Annotated in this window: 12 protein-coding genes and 1 pseudogene; 5 read left to right on the plus strand and 8 right to left on the minus strand. The window is 65.0% G+C overall.

Annotated elements, in window-relative coordinates; translation table 11 throughout:
- Window positions 1–15 precede the first annotated feature (15 nt).
- From G3N95_RS24840 to G3N95_RS24855, 4 genes are all read left to right on the plus strand, one after another.
- Window positions 16–2,331, plus strand: a complete 2,316-nt coding sequence (locus G3N95_RS24840) for a sigma 54-interacting transcriptional regulator (RefSeq protein WP_205972717.1) — start codon at window positions 16–18, stop codon at window positions 2,329–2,331.
- Window positions 2,321–3,538, plus strand: a complete 1,218-nt coding sequence (locus tag G3N95_RS24845) for a DUF917 domain-containing protein (protein WP_205972718.1) — start codon at window positions 2,321–2,323, stop codon at window positions 3,536–3,538. The genes G3N95_RS24840 and G3N95_RS24845 overlap by 11 nt, the downstream gene beginning before the upstream one ends.
- Window positions 3,535–4,260 carry an aspartate/glutamate racemase family protein gene (locus tag G3N95_RS24850; protein WP_205972719.1) on the plus strand — a complete coding sequence of 242 codons (726 nt, stop codon included), beginning with the start codon at window positions 3,535–3,537 and terminating at the stop codon, window positions 4,258–4,260. The genes G3N95_RS24845 and G3N95_RS24850 overlap by 4 nt, the downstream gene beginning before the upstream one ends.
- 582 nt (window positions 4,261–4,842) lie before the next feature.
- Window positions 4,843–5,355 (plus strand): helix-turn-helix transcriptional regulator, encoded by a 513-nt coding sequence (locus G3N95_RS24855; protein WP_205972720.1) that lies wholly within the window; start codon window positions 4,843–4,845, stop codon window positions 5,353–5,355.
- 27 nt (window positions 5,356–5,382) lie between these two features.
- Here G3N95_RS24855 and G3N95_RS24860 read toward each other — a convergent pair whose 3' ends face one another.
- On the minus strand, window positions 5,383–5,835 hold the full coding sequence (locus G3N95_RS24860) for a CBS domain-containing protein (protein WP_205972776.1): 453 nt from the start codon (window positions 5,833–5,835) through the stop codon (window positions 5,383–5,385).
- Between the two features lie 201 nt (window positions 5,836–6,036).
- On the opposite strand from G3N95_RS24860, the gene G3N95_RS24865 reads away from it, so the two are divergent.
- The gene (locus tag G3N95_RS24865; protein WP_205972777.1) at window positions 6,037–6,534 is read left to right on the plus strand and encodes a thioesterase family protein; all 498 of its coding nucleotides are present in this window, start codon (window positions 6,037–6,039) and stop codon (window positions 6,532–6,534) included.
- On the opposite strand, the gene G3N95_RS24870 is transcribed toward G3N95_RS24865, so the two are convergent.
- The 7 genes and pseudogenes from G3N95_RS24870 to G3N95_RS24895 form a co-directional block, all read right to left on the minus strand.
- The gene (locus G3N95_RS24870) at window positions 6,531–7,988 is read right to left on the minus strand and encodes a sensor histidine kinase (protein WP_205972721.1); all 1,458 of its coding nucleotides are present in this window, start codon (window positions 7,986–7,988) and stop codon (window positions 6,531–6,533) included. The two genes, G3N95_RS24865 and G3N95_RS24870, sit on opposite strands and share 4 nt — an antisense overlap.
- 424 nt (window positions 7,989–8,412) lie before the next feature.
- Window positions 8,413–8,511: pseudogene (locus G3N95_RS40630) on the minus strand (ABC transporter substrate-binding protein); the annotation flags it as partial.
- A gap of 17 nt (window positions 8,512–8,528) precedes the next feature.
- Window positions 8,529–9,233, minus strand: coding sequence for a transcriptional regulator NanR (locus G3N95_RS24875; protein ID WP_205972722.1), 705 nt, complete (start codon window positions 9,231–9,233; stop codon window positions 8,529–8,531).
- A gap of 113 nt (window positions 9,234–9,346) precedes the next feature.
- Window positions 9,347–10,729 (minus strand): 3-oxo-isoapionate kinase OiaK, encoded by a 1,383-nt coding sequence (gene oiaK / locus G3N95_RS24880; RefSeq protein WP_205972778.1) that lies wholly within the window; start codon window positions 10,727–10,729, stop codon window positions 9,347–9,349.
- A 7-nt stretch (window positions 10,730–10,736) separates the two neighbouring features.
- The gene (locus G3N95_RS24885) at window positions 10,737–11,981 is read right to left on the minus strand and encodes a ribulose-bisphosphate carboxylase large subunit family protein (RefSeq protein WP_205972723.1); all 1,245 of its coding nucleotides are present in this window, start codon (window positions 11,979–11,981) and stop codon (window positions 10,737–10,739) included.
- Between the two features lie 48 nt (window positions 11,982–12,029).
- A complete protein-coding gene (locus tag G3N95_RS24890; RefSeq protein ID WP_205972724.1) occupies window positions 12,030–12,860 on the minus strand; it encodes a phosphogluconate dehydrogenase C-terminal domain-containing protein in 831 nt (276 codons plus the stop codon).
- Between the two features lie 51 nt (window positions 12,861–12,911).
- Window positions 12,912–14,291 carry an MFS transporter gene (locus tag G3N95_RS24895; RefSeq protein WP_205972725.1) on the minus strand — a complete coding sequence of 460 codons (1,380 nt, stop codon included), beginning with the start codon at window positions 14,289–14,291 and terminating at the stop codon, window positions 12,912–12,914.
- Between the last annotated feature and the right edge of the window lie 33 nt (window positions 14,292–14,324).

Raw genomic sequence — 14,324 nt, forward strand, 5'->3', positions numbered from 1 at the left:
GGAGCCCACTTTGCAATGAGTTCGACCCCGGTCATTCCGTTCGCCCAAAACAAGGCGAACCCCGGCGCGTTCGTCGGCGCCGCACCCGCGTTTCGTCAACTGGTCCGTCTGATCGACCGCGTCGCGCCCACCGATCACGCATTGCTCATCTTCGGCCCGACCGGTTCGGGCAAGGAACTCGTCGCGCGCCGCGTGCACATGCGCAGCCTGCGTCATGACCAGCCGTTCGTCGACGTCAACTGCGGCGCGATTCCCGAGCATCTCGTCGAAGCCGAACTGTTCGGCCATGTGAAAGGCGCCTTCACGGGCGCCGCGGAAAATCGCCAGGGACTTTTCCAGCAGGTCGGCAAAGGCACGCTGCTGCTCGACGAAATCGGCGAACTGCCGCTCGCATTGCAGCCGAAGCTGTTGCGCGTGCTTGAAACGCGTACCTTCCGTCCGATCGGTTCGTCGACCAATCTGCGTTTCGAAGGACGCGTCGTCGCCTCGACGCACCGAGACCTGCGCGAGCTGTCGCGCGAAGGACGTTTCCGCGAAGACCTGTTCTATCGGCTCGCAGTCTTCGTGCTGGCCGTACCCGGACTCGAACAGCGCGTCGAAGACATCCCCGCGCTCGTCACGCATTTCGCTTCGCAGCAGCCGCGCAGTCTGGAGTTTTCGCCAGCCGCCGTCCGGCGGCTCAGCCAGCACGCGTGGCCCGGACACATCCGGCAGTTGCGCAACCTGATCAGCCAGCTGAGCGTGCTGGCCGAAAACACGCTGATCGACGTCGACACGCTGGAGCCGTTCCTCGCCAACGAAGCGGCCGGTCCCGTGTCGCGCGCGAGCCTCGCGGACATGCTGCTGCAACTCGACGGCCGCGACAAACTCGCTGCCGCCGAAGATCTGCTGATCGACCGCGCGCTCGAACGCACGTCGGGCAACAAGAGCGCGGCCGCCGCGCTGCTCGGCGTCGGCCGCAAGACGATCGAGCGGCGCCTGAAGTCGCGCGAAGAACATCATCGCGAGGCCCACAAGTGTCTCGAACATGCGACCGCGCTGGTCGCCGAGTCGCGTTTCGCGGAAGCCATTCCTCCGTTGCGCCGCTGCCTCGACGTCTTGCAGGCGAACAACGAACAGGATTCGGTGCGCCGTCTGCAGTTCGACGCCTACCGGCTGCTCGGCATGAGTTTGCGCAGCGTGCACGGCTGGCTCTATGCCGAAGCGACCGCCTGCTACGCGGCTGCCCTGGCGATCGGCGAAGGCATCTGCGAGCCTACGGAGATTGCCGCGATCCAGTTCGGCGTCTGGACGACGCAACTGACGACGCTGCAACTCAAGCAGGCGCGCGCCACCGCGCAAGACATGCTGCAACGCGCGCAGAACAGCGGCGACCGCGTGTCGCTCGACGAGGCCCACGTCGCGATGACCAACACGCTGTTCTGGCTCGGCGACAGCGAAGAAGCGCTGGCCTGCCTCGCGCGCGGCAATCTGCTCGGCGTCGGACGCCATGACACGCGCACCGGCTCGCAAGGCATCGACCTCGCCAGCCTTGCGTTGACATTCGAAGGACTCGCCGCGTATCAGATCGGCGGATTCGCGCAGGCGCGGCAGGCGATGGAAATGCTGATCGCGCGCTCATCGGAGCCGGGCCCGCACGCGTTCGCGCATGCGGTCAATCTGCAAGGCGCCTCGTGGCTCGCCACCCTGTTCGACGACGAGCGCCTCGGGCGTCTCGCGAGCGAACTCGAAACCGTGTCGATCGCGAACGGCTTCGCGTTTTACCGGGGCGTCGGACAGATCTTCCGCGCCGCGCATCTCAGCTCGCAGGGCCACTCCGACGAAGCGGAAACGATCATGCTCGACGGCTACGACAATCATGTCGTCTGTAACGGCGGCGCGCTGTTCTATTCGTGCATGGCGTGGCAGCACGGGGAATTGCTGCTGCGCGCCGGCCGCGCGCAGCACTGCGAAGCGATGCTCGCCTCGGCCGTCGATGAAACGCTCGCACGTCAGGAGCGCGTGTATCTCGGCGAACTGCTGGTCACGCGGGCGCGCGCGCAATGGGCGCTCGGCGATCTGACGGCTGCCGAACAGGGACTGCGCGCCGCGCTGTCGACGGCGCTCGCGTTCGGCTCGGTGCCGGCGCGAGTGGATGCGGCGCGCTATCTCGCCACTTTGCTCCGATCGACCGGCCGCCACGCCGAAGCGATCGACACGCTCGAGCGCGGACTGCGTGCGCTGCCAGCGGACCCGACCACCCGGATCGCCAGCGCGGCGGCTTTGCTCGCTGAACTCCGGCAAGAGGTTTCTCTCGACAACGACAACGAAGGAATCGCACATGGCCTATGAGATACGCCAGGAAGATCTGGAACCGCTGCTGCTGGGCGGAGCGTTTTTTGGCAGCGGAGGCGGCGGCACGATCGAATCGGCGCGGCATCTGGCTGCGCATTTCGTCGCCGGCGACTACTACCCGACCGACACGGTGAAAGTCGTGTCCGTCGACGAAGCGACGGAAGGCGCAGCCGTCATGGTCGCGTATCTCGGCGCGCCGGAAGCGATCAACACCGCCACCTATCCGATCGGACCCGTGACGGCCGTGCAGAACGTGGTCGCGCGGCTCGCGTCGCAATCCACGAAGCTGGCGTATGTGATGCCGCCCGAAAGCGGCGCGCTCGGCTTCACGGTGGCGGCGCTCGTCGCGGCGAAGCTCGGCCTCGCCGTGATCGACGCGGACGGCGCCGGACGCGCCGTGCCCTCGCTGCCGATGCTCACCTTCGCCGCCGCCGAAATCGATCCACGTCCGGCGTTTCTCGTGAGTCAGGGCGGCCTGAGCGTCGAACTCGACGTCACGCCGCGCAGCGGCAGCAACGGCGGCCCGACGCATCAGCGCGACGTGTCGGCGATCGTCGAGCAGATGATGCGGCCCGTCGTCGCCGATCCGGAATTCGGCCAGTTCGGCGGCCTTGCGATGTGGGTGATGACGCCCGCCGACATCGGCCGCGCCACGCCGATCCGGGGCACGCTGACGCGCGCGCTGGAACTCGGCCGCGCCGTGCAGAACGGCCAGCTGGGCAGCGTGCCGGACATGACCCGTTATCTGAAGGAGCACTGCGGGCTCGCCGCGCGCGCGATCTCGGAACCCGGCGAGCTGGTTTCGGCGGAAGTGGATACGGCAGGCGGCTTCGATGTCGGCAAGATCCGCATTCAGTCCGGGGCGCACACCTACACGGTGATCTATCAGAACGAGTCGCTGCTCGTCTGGGACAGCAAGCGTGCACATCCCGTCGTGCTGGCGCCCGACAGCATCGCGTACTACGTCGGCGGCGAAGGCCAGTCGATCTTCACCAACGGCGACCTCGTGCAGAGCGACGGCTCGCTGAATCCTGCCATCGGCAAGCGCCCCGTCACGCTGATCGCGTGGCGCGCCGAAGCCGAGATCAGCAAGCCGGGGCTGAATCTCGACAGCTTCGTGCAGTTGCTGAACTCGCTCGGCTATCTCGGACCGTACGTGCCGCTCGACAAGCTCGCATCCATTCATCAGGGAGACGCATCTTGACCGCGCCGATTCGCATCTGTGTGCTGGTGCCCGTCGCCACGTCGCAATACAACGACCGCATCCTGAAGGCAATCACGCCCGTCGTGCCGCCCGACGTGCAGGTCGAGATCCGCAACATCACGAGCGGGCATCCCGATATCGAGAACCGCACGAACTGGCTGCAGAACGGCATGCCCGTGGTCGAACTGGCGCAGTCGATCGCCAACGACGGCTTCGACGGCATCTGGCTGACCGACTTCGACATGTGCGGCGTCGAGGCCGCGCGCGAGGTGATCGACATCCCGATCATCGGCGGCTTTCCCGCTTCGGCGTTCGCGGCCCTGATGCTCAGCCAGCGCTTCTCGATCGTCACGATCCTGCAGAGCACGCTCGCGATGCAGCGCGCTCATCCGCAAACCTACGGCATTCAGGACACGTTCGCGTCGATCCGCGCGATCGATTGCCCGGTCGCACAACTCGACAACATCGACGTGGTCGTCGTCCGCACGTTCGAGGCCGCGATGAAGGCGATCAAGGACGACGGCGCGCAGGCGATCCTGCTCGGCTGCACGGGTTTCGTCGACGTCGCGAGCCGCGTGTCCACGCTGCTCGGCGAGGCGCTAGGCAGCTATGTGCCCGTGATCGATCCGAACCAGGCAGGCTTCAGCTTCCTGGTGTCGCTGGTGCGCATGCGCGTGCGGCCCAGCCGGCTGACGTACAGCAAGGTCAGTCTGCAGTCGTAGGCAGCGCCCTGCTGCTTCTACGCTTGATCCGGCGCGGCGTCCCATGCCGCGCCGGCTTTGCCTCTTCGCCCGCGCGCGAAAACCACCCCTCACCACACGATCCGTTCCCCTTCCCGCTCGCTTCGTAGTGGACGGATTCGACGCATCGCCACGTCCAAAACAGCCTGTTGGCCGGAACCGTCCAGCCCACCAAAATGCATTGGTCGAAATCGTCCATATCGACATTCGGCACGTCGGGGTTTTCCCGTTCCGACAAGGTTCGGCTCAATGGCACGACGCTTGCTGAGTGGGTTCGGTTGATTTCCAGCTGCTGATACCGATTGAGAGAGGGCCGTGGTGCTGTTGCTGTGGTTGTTGCCGTAGACGTCGATGTCGATACGTGGCGACCGATTGCTTCCAGAGAGAAGAGCGTCGCTTTACCCGAAACGGCGGTGATCGTCCGGCCTTGCGCCAGGCGAACCGCCTCGTGACCCGGCTGCCGCTGCCCATTCTCCGAGGAAAGGCAGTGGCGGCCCGGCAAGCGAGGAGTGTGGCCGCATGGCTCGAACAGTCCCCTGCCGCGCTCCCCAAAGAAGACTTCGCATGGATCATTGCGCCACTACATTTGACATCCGTTGCCTGTCGCAAGACGCGATCGATTCCGCCTGGACGCCGGCGTACGCGAGCCGGTATGTCGCGACGCCCGGCCTGAGCGGCTTCCCGGACGACACGGCGGGTTCCGAACCGCGCGCGAACATGGTCGATCAGGTGCAGCGCTACGTGCAGACACATCTGTGCGACGACGAACTCTCCCCGGAAAGCGTGCTGAGCGCGCTGCAACTGCCGCGCTCGACGCTGTACCGGCTGTTCCAGCACGAAGGCGGACTGGGCGCCTACATCCGCCACCTCAGGCTGCGCCATGCAGCCGACGACCTCGTCCGTTATCCACACGCGCTGGTGCTGGATATTGCCTTCGGGCTCGGCTTCAAGAGTGCGTCGGTGTTCACGCGCGCGTTCCGGCGAGCCTATGGGATGGCGCCGCAGGAATACCGCGCGCTCGGCGGCAAGGAAGAGGCAGCGATGCCCAGCCTCGCGCCGGCGCAGCAACCGGCTTGACCGCTCGCGCGCCGCTCAGCGGCCTTGCTACTGGCCGCGCGCGTCCGCCTCGGCATCTGCTGCTAGAGGCGCACCCAGCACTTCGGAACACACCTTCAGAATATCGCGCCAGCTGACGATGCCCACCGGACGGAATGCTCCATCGACGATGGGAATACACGAGATCGGGTGAGCGAGGAACAGCTGGATCGCTTCCGTCACATCGGCGTCAGGGCGCAGCGTGATCGGCTTGCGGCTCATGATCTGATGCACGCGCCGGCTCAACGTGCCGATATCGCGCTGCGTCTCTACCACGCTGTCGATGAACGGGCTAAGCGCGCGCAACAGATCGCGGTCGGACACGACGCCCTGCAATGCCCGGTCTTCGACGACCAGCAGGTGATGGAACCCCGACTGCTCGAAAATATCCTTGACCGTTTCGAGCGTGTCGTCGAAGCCCACCGTCACGACGCGCGTCGTCATCAGATCTTCTACTTTCATCATTGAACTCTCTGTTCCTCGTGTGACGCGCGCCGCGTGGCACTGCGCGCGTCATTCCAATCGGTGCTGCCTTTCGACTTTTCCACTCCTCGTTTAACGGCAGCGAAGATGGAAACTCAAACCGAGGGGCCAGAATTGGGGCGTTCCTTCATGCAGAAGGAATGCGTAGCCGCCGCTAGCGGCTATCCCAAGGAGCAATGCATGTTGACTCGCGAAGCAATCCCTCAAGTTCTGTCACGTACGTCCGCACTGCTGTCGACGGACATGATCGAAGGAACGCCACAGAAGACTTTTCACCACGTCATCGATATTTATCTCAAGGACTCCAATGCCTTCATGAATACCTATTTCGCCCGCTATTTCGAATGGCAGGGCATCTGCCGGGAACGCTGGTTCCATGAGTGCATTCACAACAATCTGCTGGCCGCAGGGGGCACCTTTATTACGAAACGCGCGCATCAGGAATATGTGCAGGAGACGTTTCCGTTCCAGCGCGTCGACTGCTACCTCAACACATTCCAGGTTCGGCAATGTTCGGCGTATCTGCTGTTCCGGTTCTGCGTCGACGGGCGTCCCGTGTCGCACGGCTATCAGCAGATCCTGTTTGCCGGGATGGACAAGCGGATCCGGCGCTTCCCGGAAGGGATCATCGAGCGGGTCAAGGAATATGAAGTCGTCCTGCCGCCCGTCACGAACTAGTTGATCTCGCCCTGCCCGGCGCGCGAGCGCCGGGACCGTACCGGCGGATCGTGCGCTGCGCGGTCCGCCATCGAACCCGGCTCCGGCAGCCGCAGCGTGAAGGTGGTCAGCACGCCCGGCGTCGACGCGCACGAGATCGTCCCGCCGAACGCGTCACACACGCGCCGGCAGAACTCGAGTCCCATGCCGCCACCCTGCCCGTGCGGCTTGGTCGAATAGAACGGGTCGAAGATATGCGGCAGCACGTCAGCCGCGATACCCGGACCGGTATCGTTGAAATGGATCACGCAAAAGCCTCCGTCGCGCCCTGCGCTGATCGTGATGTTGCCCGAGCCGCTCGCTTCGATCGCGTACAACGCGTTCTTCAACAGGGCGAACAGAACGAAGACGAACAGCGAATCCATGCCTGAGAACCGCAACTGCGGATCGATAGGAATGACGGAGACGCGGCCGCGCTCGCCCGGCAGGAACGGATAGCGATCCAGTGCCGAATCGACGCAATGCCGGACAGATTGCGGACCGAAGCTGCGGCGATCGACCCGGTCCAGCGTGAGTGACGCCAGCGACATTTCCACGACCGTGCTCGTGCTGTCGATCTGCCTGCGAATCGCGCGCGTGAGCGTCGGCAGTCTTTCCGACTGGCCTGGATAAAGACCATTCACGAGCAACTGATGCCTCACGGCCAGCTGATAGCCGCGCAGGAGTTCGGGCAGCGCGTGACCGAGTTCGTCGGCATGCATGCCGATCACCTCGAGGGGCATCGCGACCTCTTGTGCGACCGTCGCGGCGAGGAAGTACTGCCGCATCAAGCCGTGTCGAACGATGGTGACGGCGAGAATGCCCAGACTGATGGCGATGAAGATCACGCCGGGCGGATAGAAGATGTAGCCGTAATTGACCGCGTAGTCGCCTGCCGCAACGGAATACAGACACAGGCTGACGAGACAGAGGCCGAGCAGACGGCGGCGGTGACGCGCACGCGCCTGACGCCGCGACACGATCAGCAGCCACCCGCTGCGTCCGGCGAGCATCACCGTCTGCAGCACATGCACGGGATGCAGTCGCCCGGCCTTCGGATAATCGCCGAAAAAATGGCTGCCGAAACCGGCCACTACCTCGTCGCTCGTCATCAGCAGCACGGCCAGGATCACGCATAACGCATACGACGCCATCAGCAGCGGTCGCTCGTCGCGCCGCTCGGTGAGTTCGATGACGAAGTGATAGAAGGTAGTGGGCAGAAACAGGATGAAGAAGTAGCCGGCCTTGACCAGCAGCCCCGCGGTTTCGGGACTCGTCGCCTGGAACAGGAACGCCCACGTGCCCTGCCACGCAAACGTTGTCATGCACATCAACGCAAACGGCGCGGACAGACGCGTCACGCCCTCCGTGAGCAGGACGTACACACCGAAGCCCAGGAACAGCGCGGATACGAACGCTGGCAAGGTCGAATACATGATGCCTTATATGTGTTTCGCCGCTGATTGTCCCTCGGCAGGCAGAATCGGAAGGGACGAGCGGCAGGAAGTTCGGCAACGGCGGACAGCCTTTCGCGCCGGATGAAATCAAGCGACTCGCGTTCGTCATCAGCACAGCGGCGTTGTTGTTCTTCAGTCGCACCGGCCATCGTGTTCGGGCCAGGCTGTCGGGCGTCTTTCGGCTGCTGCTGCTCGTAGTGAACACCCCCGCGGTGCCACGATTCTAGCGCAACAAATCCACCTGATCCGCGAGCAACACGCCCCGCGCCACTGAAGATGCGTATGCGCCTTTCGGCCATTGACACTGCGCGCGAAAGCGGCATGTGCGGATCGCTCCGCAGCCTGAAGACGGCCAGCCGATGCGCGCTTTGAACGCACATCGGCGACACAAGCGCGGTGTCGCTCAGTGCGCGATGGGATCGAGGCCCGTCTTGCCGACGGCCGGTTGCGCGGCAGGCGAAGCGAGGCACTGCAGCGGCGCACGCGCCTCATCGGGATGCTTCACCGATTGCATCAGCCTTACTTGCTCAGCTTGCGGTACAGCTCGTTGGCGCGCGACAAATGCGCATGCATGGCTTCGGCGGCCGCGTCGCCGTCACGCTTCGCGATGGCATCGACGATGCGCTGATGTTCCGCCAGAGTCAGTTCTTCCGCGCCGGGCGCGCGAACCAGCGGGCGATAGTACTCGCCTGCCCAACGGAACAGCGACTCGACGATCGAAGGAAAGATGGGATTGCCGCTGATCTTGGCGATCTCGCGGTGGAACGCCATGTCGCGCTCGATGAACTCTTCGAGATTGACCATCGACGCCCGATGCTGCGCGACGCTCAATTGCAGCCGCGCGACGTCTTCTTCCGTGGCGCGTTCGGCGGCCATGCGCGCCGTGCCCGTTTCGAGGAAGAGGCGCGCGTGCTTCAGATGCTCCAGCATCTCCGGGTCCGTGCGCAGCAGATGCATCGCGCCGCTCGCGATCTGGCCGATCAGCCGGTCGGCTGTCGGCACGACGACGCGCGCGCGCTCGCCGTGTACGATCTCGACGATGCCCGAGCGTTCGAGCGTCTGCAGCGCTTCGCGCACGGCAGGCCGCCCGACGCCGTAGATTTCCATCAGTTCCCGCTCGGACGGCAGCTGTGCGCCGGGCGCGATTTCGCCCGAGCGGATGCGCTCCATCAAACGGTCCACGACTTCCTGGTACAGCTTCCGACGCGGGATGATCTCGCCCATTACATGTATGCGACAAGCTTCTGGTGTAATGACAATACCATACACCGATCGATCCTTGCGTGGAACCGTTTGCCTGATCAGACACGCTCCACGCCGCCCCGACATCGTTGCCTTCACATCGCTTCACGCCCCGCCTTGACCGCGCCGAAAAACGCAGCGCCGCCGATCTGCCCGCCCTTCAGCACGATCTCCAGCCCGTCGCGCCGCGCCGACTTCGACCACGCACGACACAGCGGTGCGCCAGGCGCGAGACCCGCCGCGACATTGAGCGCGTCGATACCGAGCGTGCTCGCCACTTCGCCCGAACTGTCGCCGCCTGCCACGACCACGCGCTTCAGCTCGACCCGATCGAGCAGATCACGCATCACTTGCGCGAGCGCCCCGCCGACATTGCGCGCCGCCTGCTGTCGAGTCAAGCCGGCATCACGCGCGATCTCGTCGAAGCCGACCACGGCCGGATCGTCTGGACCTTCCGCGCTGTGCACGACGACGCTGACACCACGGCGCAGCGCATCGGCGGCAACGCTGACCGCGCGCTCGATCTCGGCGCCGCCTGCTTGCGAGTCGAGCGCGCGTCGCAAATCGAGCCGCTCGACATGAACGCCGTGCGCACGCGCCCACGCAATCTGCGATGCCGTGACGGGCGAGCAACTGCCGCTCACCGCTGCGATCGCATCGACGGGACCGGCGACGGGCAGCGACGGCGTCGCGGGCAACCAGCCGCGCGAGCGCCAGTAGGCGGCCAGCGCATATTGCAGCCCCGACGACGACGCGCTGAACACACCCTCGCCACGCTGCTCCCACACGAGCCGCCCCGCTTCGACCAGCGTTTCCTCATCGAGCACGTCGATCAGCGCAACGGGCTTGTCGTCGGCACTGAGCGTAGCGACGCGCGCAGCGCCCTCGCCGCCGCGCAACTGCACCATGTCGATCAGTTCGATGCGGCGCGACGTCTGCCTTCCGAGATGCACGCGCAAATCGGCTTCGTCCATTGGCGTGACGGGATGACGCGACATCGTCGGATGACGGTCGAGGCGATAGCCGATGCCGTTCACCGCGGCGAACAGATTGCCGAACATCTGATAACGCTTCAGACGCGGCGCGCCGATCACCATTGGCGACCAGCGCGCGCGCATCGCGTTCACGCCGATGTCGATGGCCGCGCCGATCGAACCAACCTCAGGCGATGAGTCGAACGTCGAGCACACCTTGTATTGCAGAATGGGCGCGCCGAACGCCGCGAGACTCGCGAACGCGGACGGCAGCACATCGCGCATCCACGCCGGATTGCGTCCGCGCGACGAACCCGCGAGCCCGACGCAGCGGACTCCCGGAAAGCGCGCGAGCAATTCGGGCGTCGGTGCGTCGAGACACAACACCGTCGGCACGCCCGCCGCCGTCATCGCCTCCATCGCATCCGTCGATCCCGTGAAGTCGTCGCCGTAGTACGCGAGCAGCGGTCCCGCCGGCAGTTCCGTTTGCGCTGAATCCGTCATCACGTGCTCACTTCCAGAAACCAAGCGCCGCGCGCAGCGCCGGATTGCGCTCGGCGTGCTTCGCGAGCGGCACCCCTTCGATCGCGGCCACCCACGCCTCGCGCAGCGCTTCCACGCCCGCCGCGACACCCTGCGGATGACCGAAGATGCCGCCGCCCGCCGTGTGAATCAGATCGGCGCGGCCGAGCGCGGCATAGGTGTCCGCCGCTTGCAGACCCGTTTGCCCCGAGCTGAACACGGGCATCGCTGTCATCGGCGCGCCGGGCATCACGGGTTCGAGCACGGCACGCGCTGCCGCGATCACGCTGTCGTCCGGTTCGCTGAACTTGTTGCGCAAGCCATTCACGTGCAAATGATCCGCGCCCGCGAGCCGCCAGATCTTTTGCCACGGCGCGTAGTCCCAGCCGAGTTCGGGACTGCGCGACAGATAACCCCAGCCCGCGCGATGCGCATGAATCGGCAGTTGCGCGTGCTTGCGCAACTCGTGCATGCCGACGAGGCCGATCGAATTCAGCACCGCCATCACGCAGGTGCCGCCTTGCGCGAGCACGAGATCGTGACGCCTGCGCATCTGGTCGAGATCGCCCGTCAGATTGAACGCGACCATCGCCTTCTTGCCGGTGCGCTCCGCGTGTTCGTTGACGACACGCATCACCGCCTTCACGCGTTCGTCGAACGGACAATGCGGACCGTCGGCCTGCAACTCGTCGTCCTTGATGAAGTCGATGCCGCCTTCCACCAGTTCGCGCACCTGCTGCGCCGTTTCTTCCGGCGACAACCCGACGCTCGGCTTGATGATCGTGCCGATCAGCGGTCCATGCGTGACGCCCGCGAGCTTGCGCGTACCGTCGATACCGAACGCGGGACCGGAGTACGCCGCCGCGAACGAAGGCGGCAGCGTCAAACCGGTGAGCCGCAGGCCCGATACCTGGCGCAGTTCGAACAGATTGCCCGCGATCGTCGACACCAGATTCGGCAGCGACGGCCCCATGTTTTCGATCGGCCACGACAGTTCGAGCGTGCAGCGCGTGTACGTGTCCGACTTCATGCCGCCGGGCAAGCTCGGCGTCGCGACGGTGTCGAGCATATCGAGCCGCTCGACGCGCGCGCCCGAACGCGCCTTCAGTTCGGGCGTCTCGCCGGGCAGCGCGACGAAGGTGCCGCTCGACTGTTCGCCGGCGATGACCTCGGCGGCCCGGCGCGGATCGTCGCCCGTTTCGAGCCAGTAAGTAGCGTGAATGCGTTCGCTCACGATGCAGTCCTGTTGGAAGTCAAAAGAAGTCTCAGCGCGCGCGGTGCATCACGTAATGCGGCGGATGCTCTCCGCGATCTCTTCGCGTTCGAACACGCCCTTCCAGTCGTCGCGCATCAGACGCGGCTTGCCGAACTCGATCGCCTTGTTGCACGCATCGGAGAATGCACCGGGGATTTCGTTGAAGATCACCGCGCTCAGGATGTTCATGTGGCCGAGCAGGAAATCGCGCGCAGCCTGTTCGGGCACACCGCGCTTGACGGTCTCGTCCATCGCTTCGCGCATCACGTACAGCAGCGTCGCGCAGATCGTCTCGGACAAACCCGGCTCCAGCAGCGCCATCTGTTCGACGGTCAAACGGTACGAACGCAGGATCGGTTGATAGATCGTCTTCGCGACGTCTTCGCCGAGATCGAATGCAGACTCGGGGCCTTGCATCAGCGCGCTCGTGATCGACTGCTTCGCATACGCGCCGCCGAAGAAATCGCGGCGCGCTTTCGGATCGTCGTCGTTGTTGAAGATGATCGGGTGACACGGATGCGCGACGAAGTACGTGAGGTCCGGCCTGTCGGGCAGATGGCCCGCGAACGGCGCGGCGGCATCGAGCGTCATCACCATCGTGCCCGCCGGCAGCTTCGGCGCGATTTCGTGGCTGAGCTTGCCGATCAGCGTGTCGGGCACGGCGAGGATCACGACCTGCGCGCCGTCGATGGCGGCATCGACTGACACACACTCCACGTTCAGTTCGTCTTTCAGGCGCTTGCGGCCCACTTCGCTCACTTCGACGTGCGCGACGCGATAGTCCGACTTCAGCAGGTTGCTCGACAGACGGAAGCCCATTTTTCCGCCGGCACCGATCAGGGCGATTTTCTCTTTCATCGTTCTCTCTCCTTGCAGGGAAACGTGATGTTCATGAATGTGCGTTGCGCGTCAGCTTGCGCGCGGATCCAGCGCGACGGCTGCGTGTTCGTCCTGGCCACGCGTGCGGCGCTCGCTGCAGAACGCGAACGCGAGCACGGCGCTCAGCAGCATGAAGACGCCGACGACGAACATCGGCGCGTGATACGAGCCTGTTGCGTCTTTCAGCGCGCCCGTCACATACGGCGCAACGAAGCCCGCCAGATTGCCGATCGTGTTGATCAGCGCGATGCCCGCAGCGGCCGCCGCGCCCGACAGGAAGCGCGCGGGCAGCGCCCAGAAGTTCGGCAACGCGGAGAAGATCGCGCAGGCCGTGATCGTGATGACGGCGACGCTCGTGGCCGGCGACTTCATGAAGAGCGCGAGCGGAATGCTGAGTGCGCCGACGAGAGCGGGAATGCCGATGTGCCAGGCGCGCACGCCGTGCTTCGTCGCGCTGCGGCTCCAGAGGAACAGCACGATCGCGGCGGGCAGATACGGAATCGCGGTGATCAGCCCTTTCTGGAACACATTGAAGTGCGAGCCGAACTGCGTCTCGAAGCCGCCGATGATGGTCGGCAGGAAGAACGCGAGCGCATACAGGCCGTAGATCAAACCGAAGTACATCAGCGAGAACATCCACACGCGGCCGCTGGTCATGGCGGCGCTCGCGCGATGGCGATGCTGCGCGCCGTTCGCGCCGCGCTGACGCTGCTCCGCTTCGAGTTCCGCCGTGAGCCACGCCTGTTCGGCGGACGTGAGCCAGCGCGCCTGCGACGGCCGGTCGCTCAGATAGAACCACGCGACGATGCCGATAACGATCGCGGGCACGGCCACGCCGAGGAACATCACGCGCCAGCCGGCGAGCCCGAAGAGACCGTGCGCTTCGATCAGCAACGCGGCGAACGGCGCGCCGATCACGATCGTCAGCGGCTGAGCGAGATAGAACAGCGCGAGGATATGGTTGCGATGGCGCTGCGGCACCCACATGCTCAGAAACAGGATCGCGCCGGGAAAGAAGCCCGCCTCGGCCACGCCAAGCGCGAAGCGCAGCCCGTACAGGCCGGGCACGCTGCTCACCCACGTGAAGAGCAGCGCGACGATGCCCCACGTCACCATGATCCGTGCAAGCCAGCGGCGTGCGCCGAACTTGTGCAACGCGAGGTTGCTCGGCACTTCGAGAAAGATATAGCCGATGAAGAACACGCCCGCCGCGAAGCCGAACTGCGCGGCGTCCAGGCCGAGATCCTTCGTCATGCCGTTCGGGCCGGCAAACGAAATCGCCGTGCGGTCGAGGAAGTTGATGAAGAACATCAGCGCGACGAACGGCACGAGGCGCAGCGAAACCTTGCGTATGGTCGAGCGCTCCAGCTCGCTCGGGCTTGCCTTGTCGGCGTGTGGGGCAGCTTGCATTGCGTCTCCTTCAATAGGTCTCGCGACTCTGCG

It is taken from the genome of Paraburkholderia sp. Tr-20389 (genome assembly GCF_017104565.1).
GTDB lineage: Bacteria > Pseudomonadota > Gammaproteobacteria > Burkholderiales > Burkholderiaceae > Paraburkholderia.

Coding starts and splice junctions, on each gene's coding strand:
- G3N95_RS24840 (WP_205972717.1), top strand. CDS start 16: ATGAGTTCGACCCCGGTCATTCCGTTCGCCCAAAACAAGGCGAACCCC.
- G3N95_RS24845 (WP_205972718.1), top strand. CDS start 2,321: ATGGCCTATGAGATACGCCAGGAAGATCTGGAACCGCTGCTGCTGGGC.
- G3N95_RS24855 (WP_205972720.1), top strand. CDS start 4,843: ATGGATCATTGCGCCACTACATTTGACATCCGTTGCCTGTCGCAAGAC.
- G3N95_RS24860 (WP_205972776.1), bottom strand. CDS start 5,835: ATGAAAGTAGAAGATCTGATGACGACGCGCGTCGTGACGGTGGGCTTC.
- G3N95_RS24865 (WP_205972777.1), top strand. CDS start 6,037: ATGTTGACTCGCGAAGCAATCCCTCAAGTTCTGTCACGTACGTCCGCA.
- G3N95_RS24870 (WP_205972721.1), bottom strand. CDS start 7,988: ATGTATTCGACCTTGCCAGCGTTCGTATCCGCGCTGTTCCTGGGCTTC.
- G3N95_RS24875 (WP_205972722.1), bottom strand. CDS start 9,233: ATGGGCGAGATCATCCCGCGTCGGAAGCTGTACCAGGAAGTCGTGGAC.
- oiaK (WP_205972778.1), bottom strand. CDS start 10,729: ATGACGGATTCAGCGCAAACGGAACTGCCGGCGGGACCGCTGCTCGCG.
- G3N95_RS24890 (WP_205972724.1), bottom strand. CDS start 12,860: ATGAAAGAGAAAATCGCCCTGATCGGTGCCGGCGGAAAAATGGGCTTC.
- G3N95_RS24895 (WP_205972725.1), bottom strand. CDS start 14,291: ATGCAAGCTGCCCCACACGCCGACAAGGCAAGCCCGAGCGAGCTGGAG.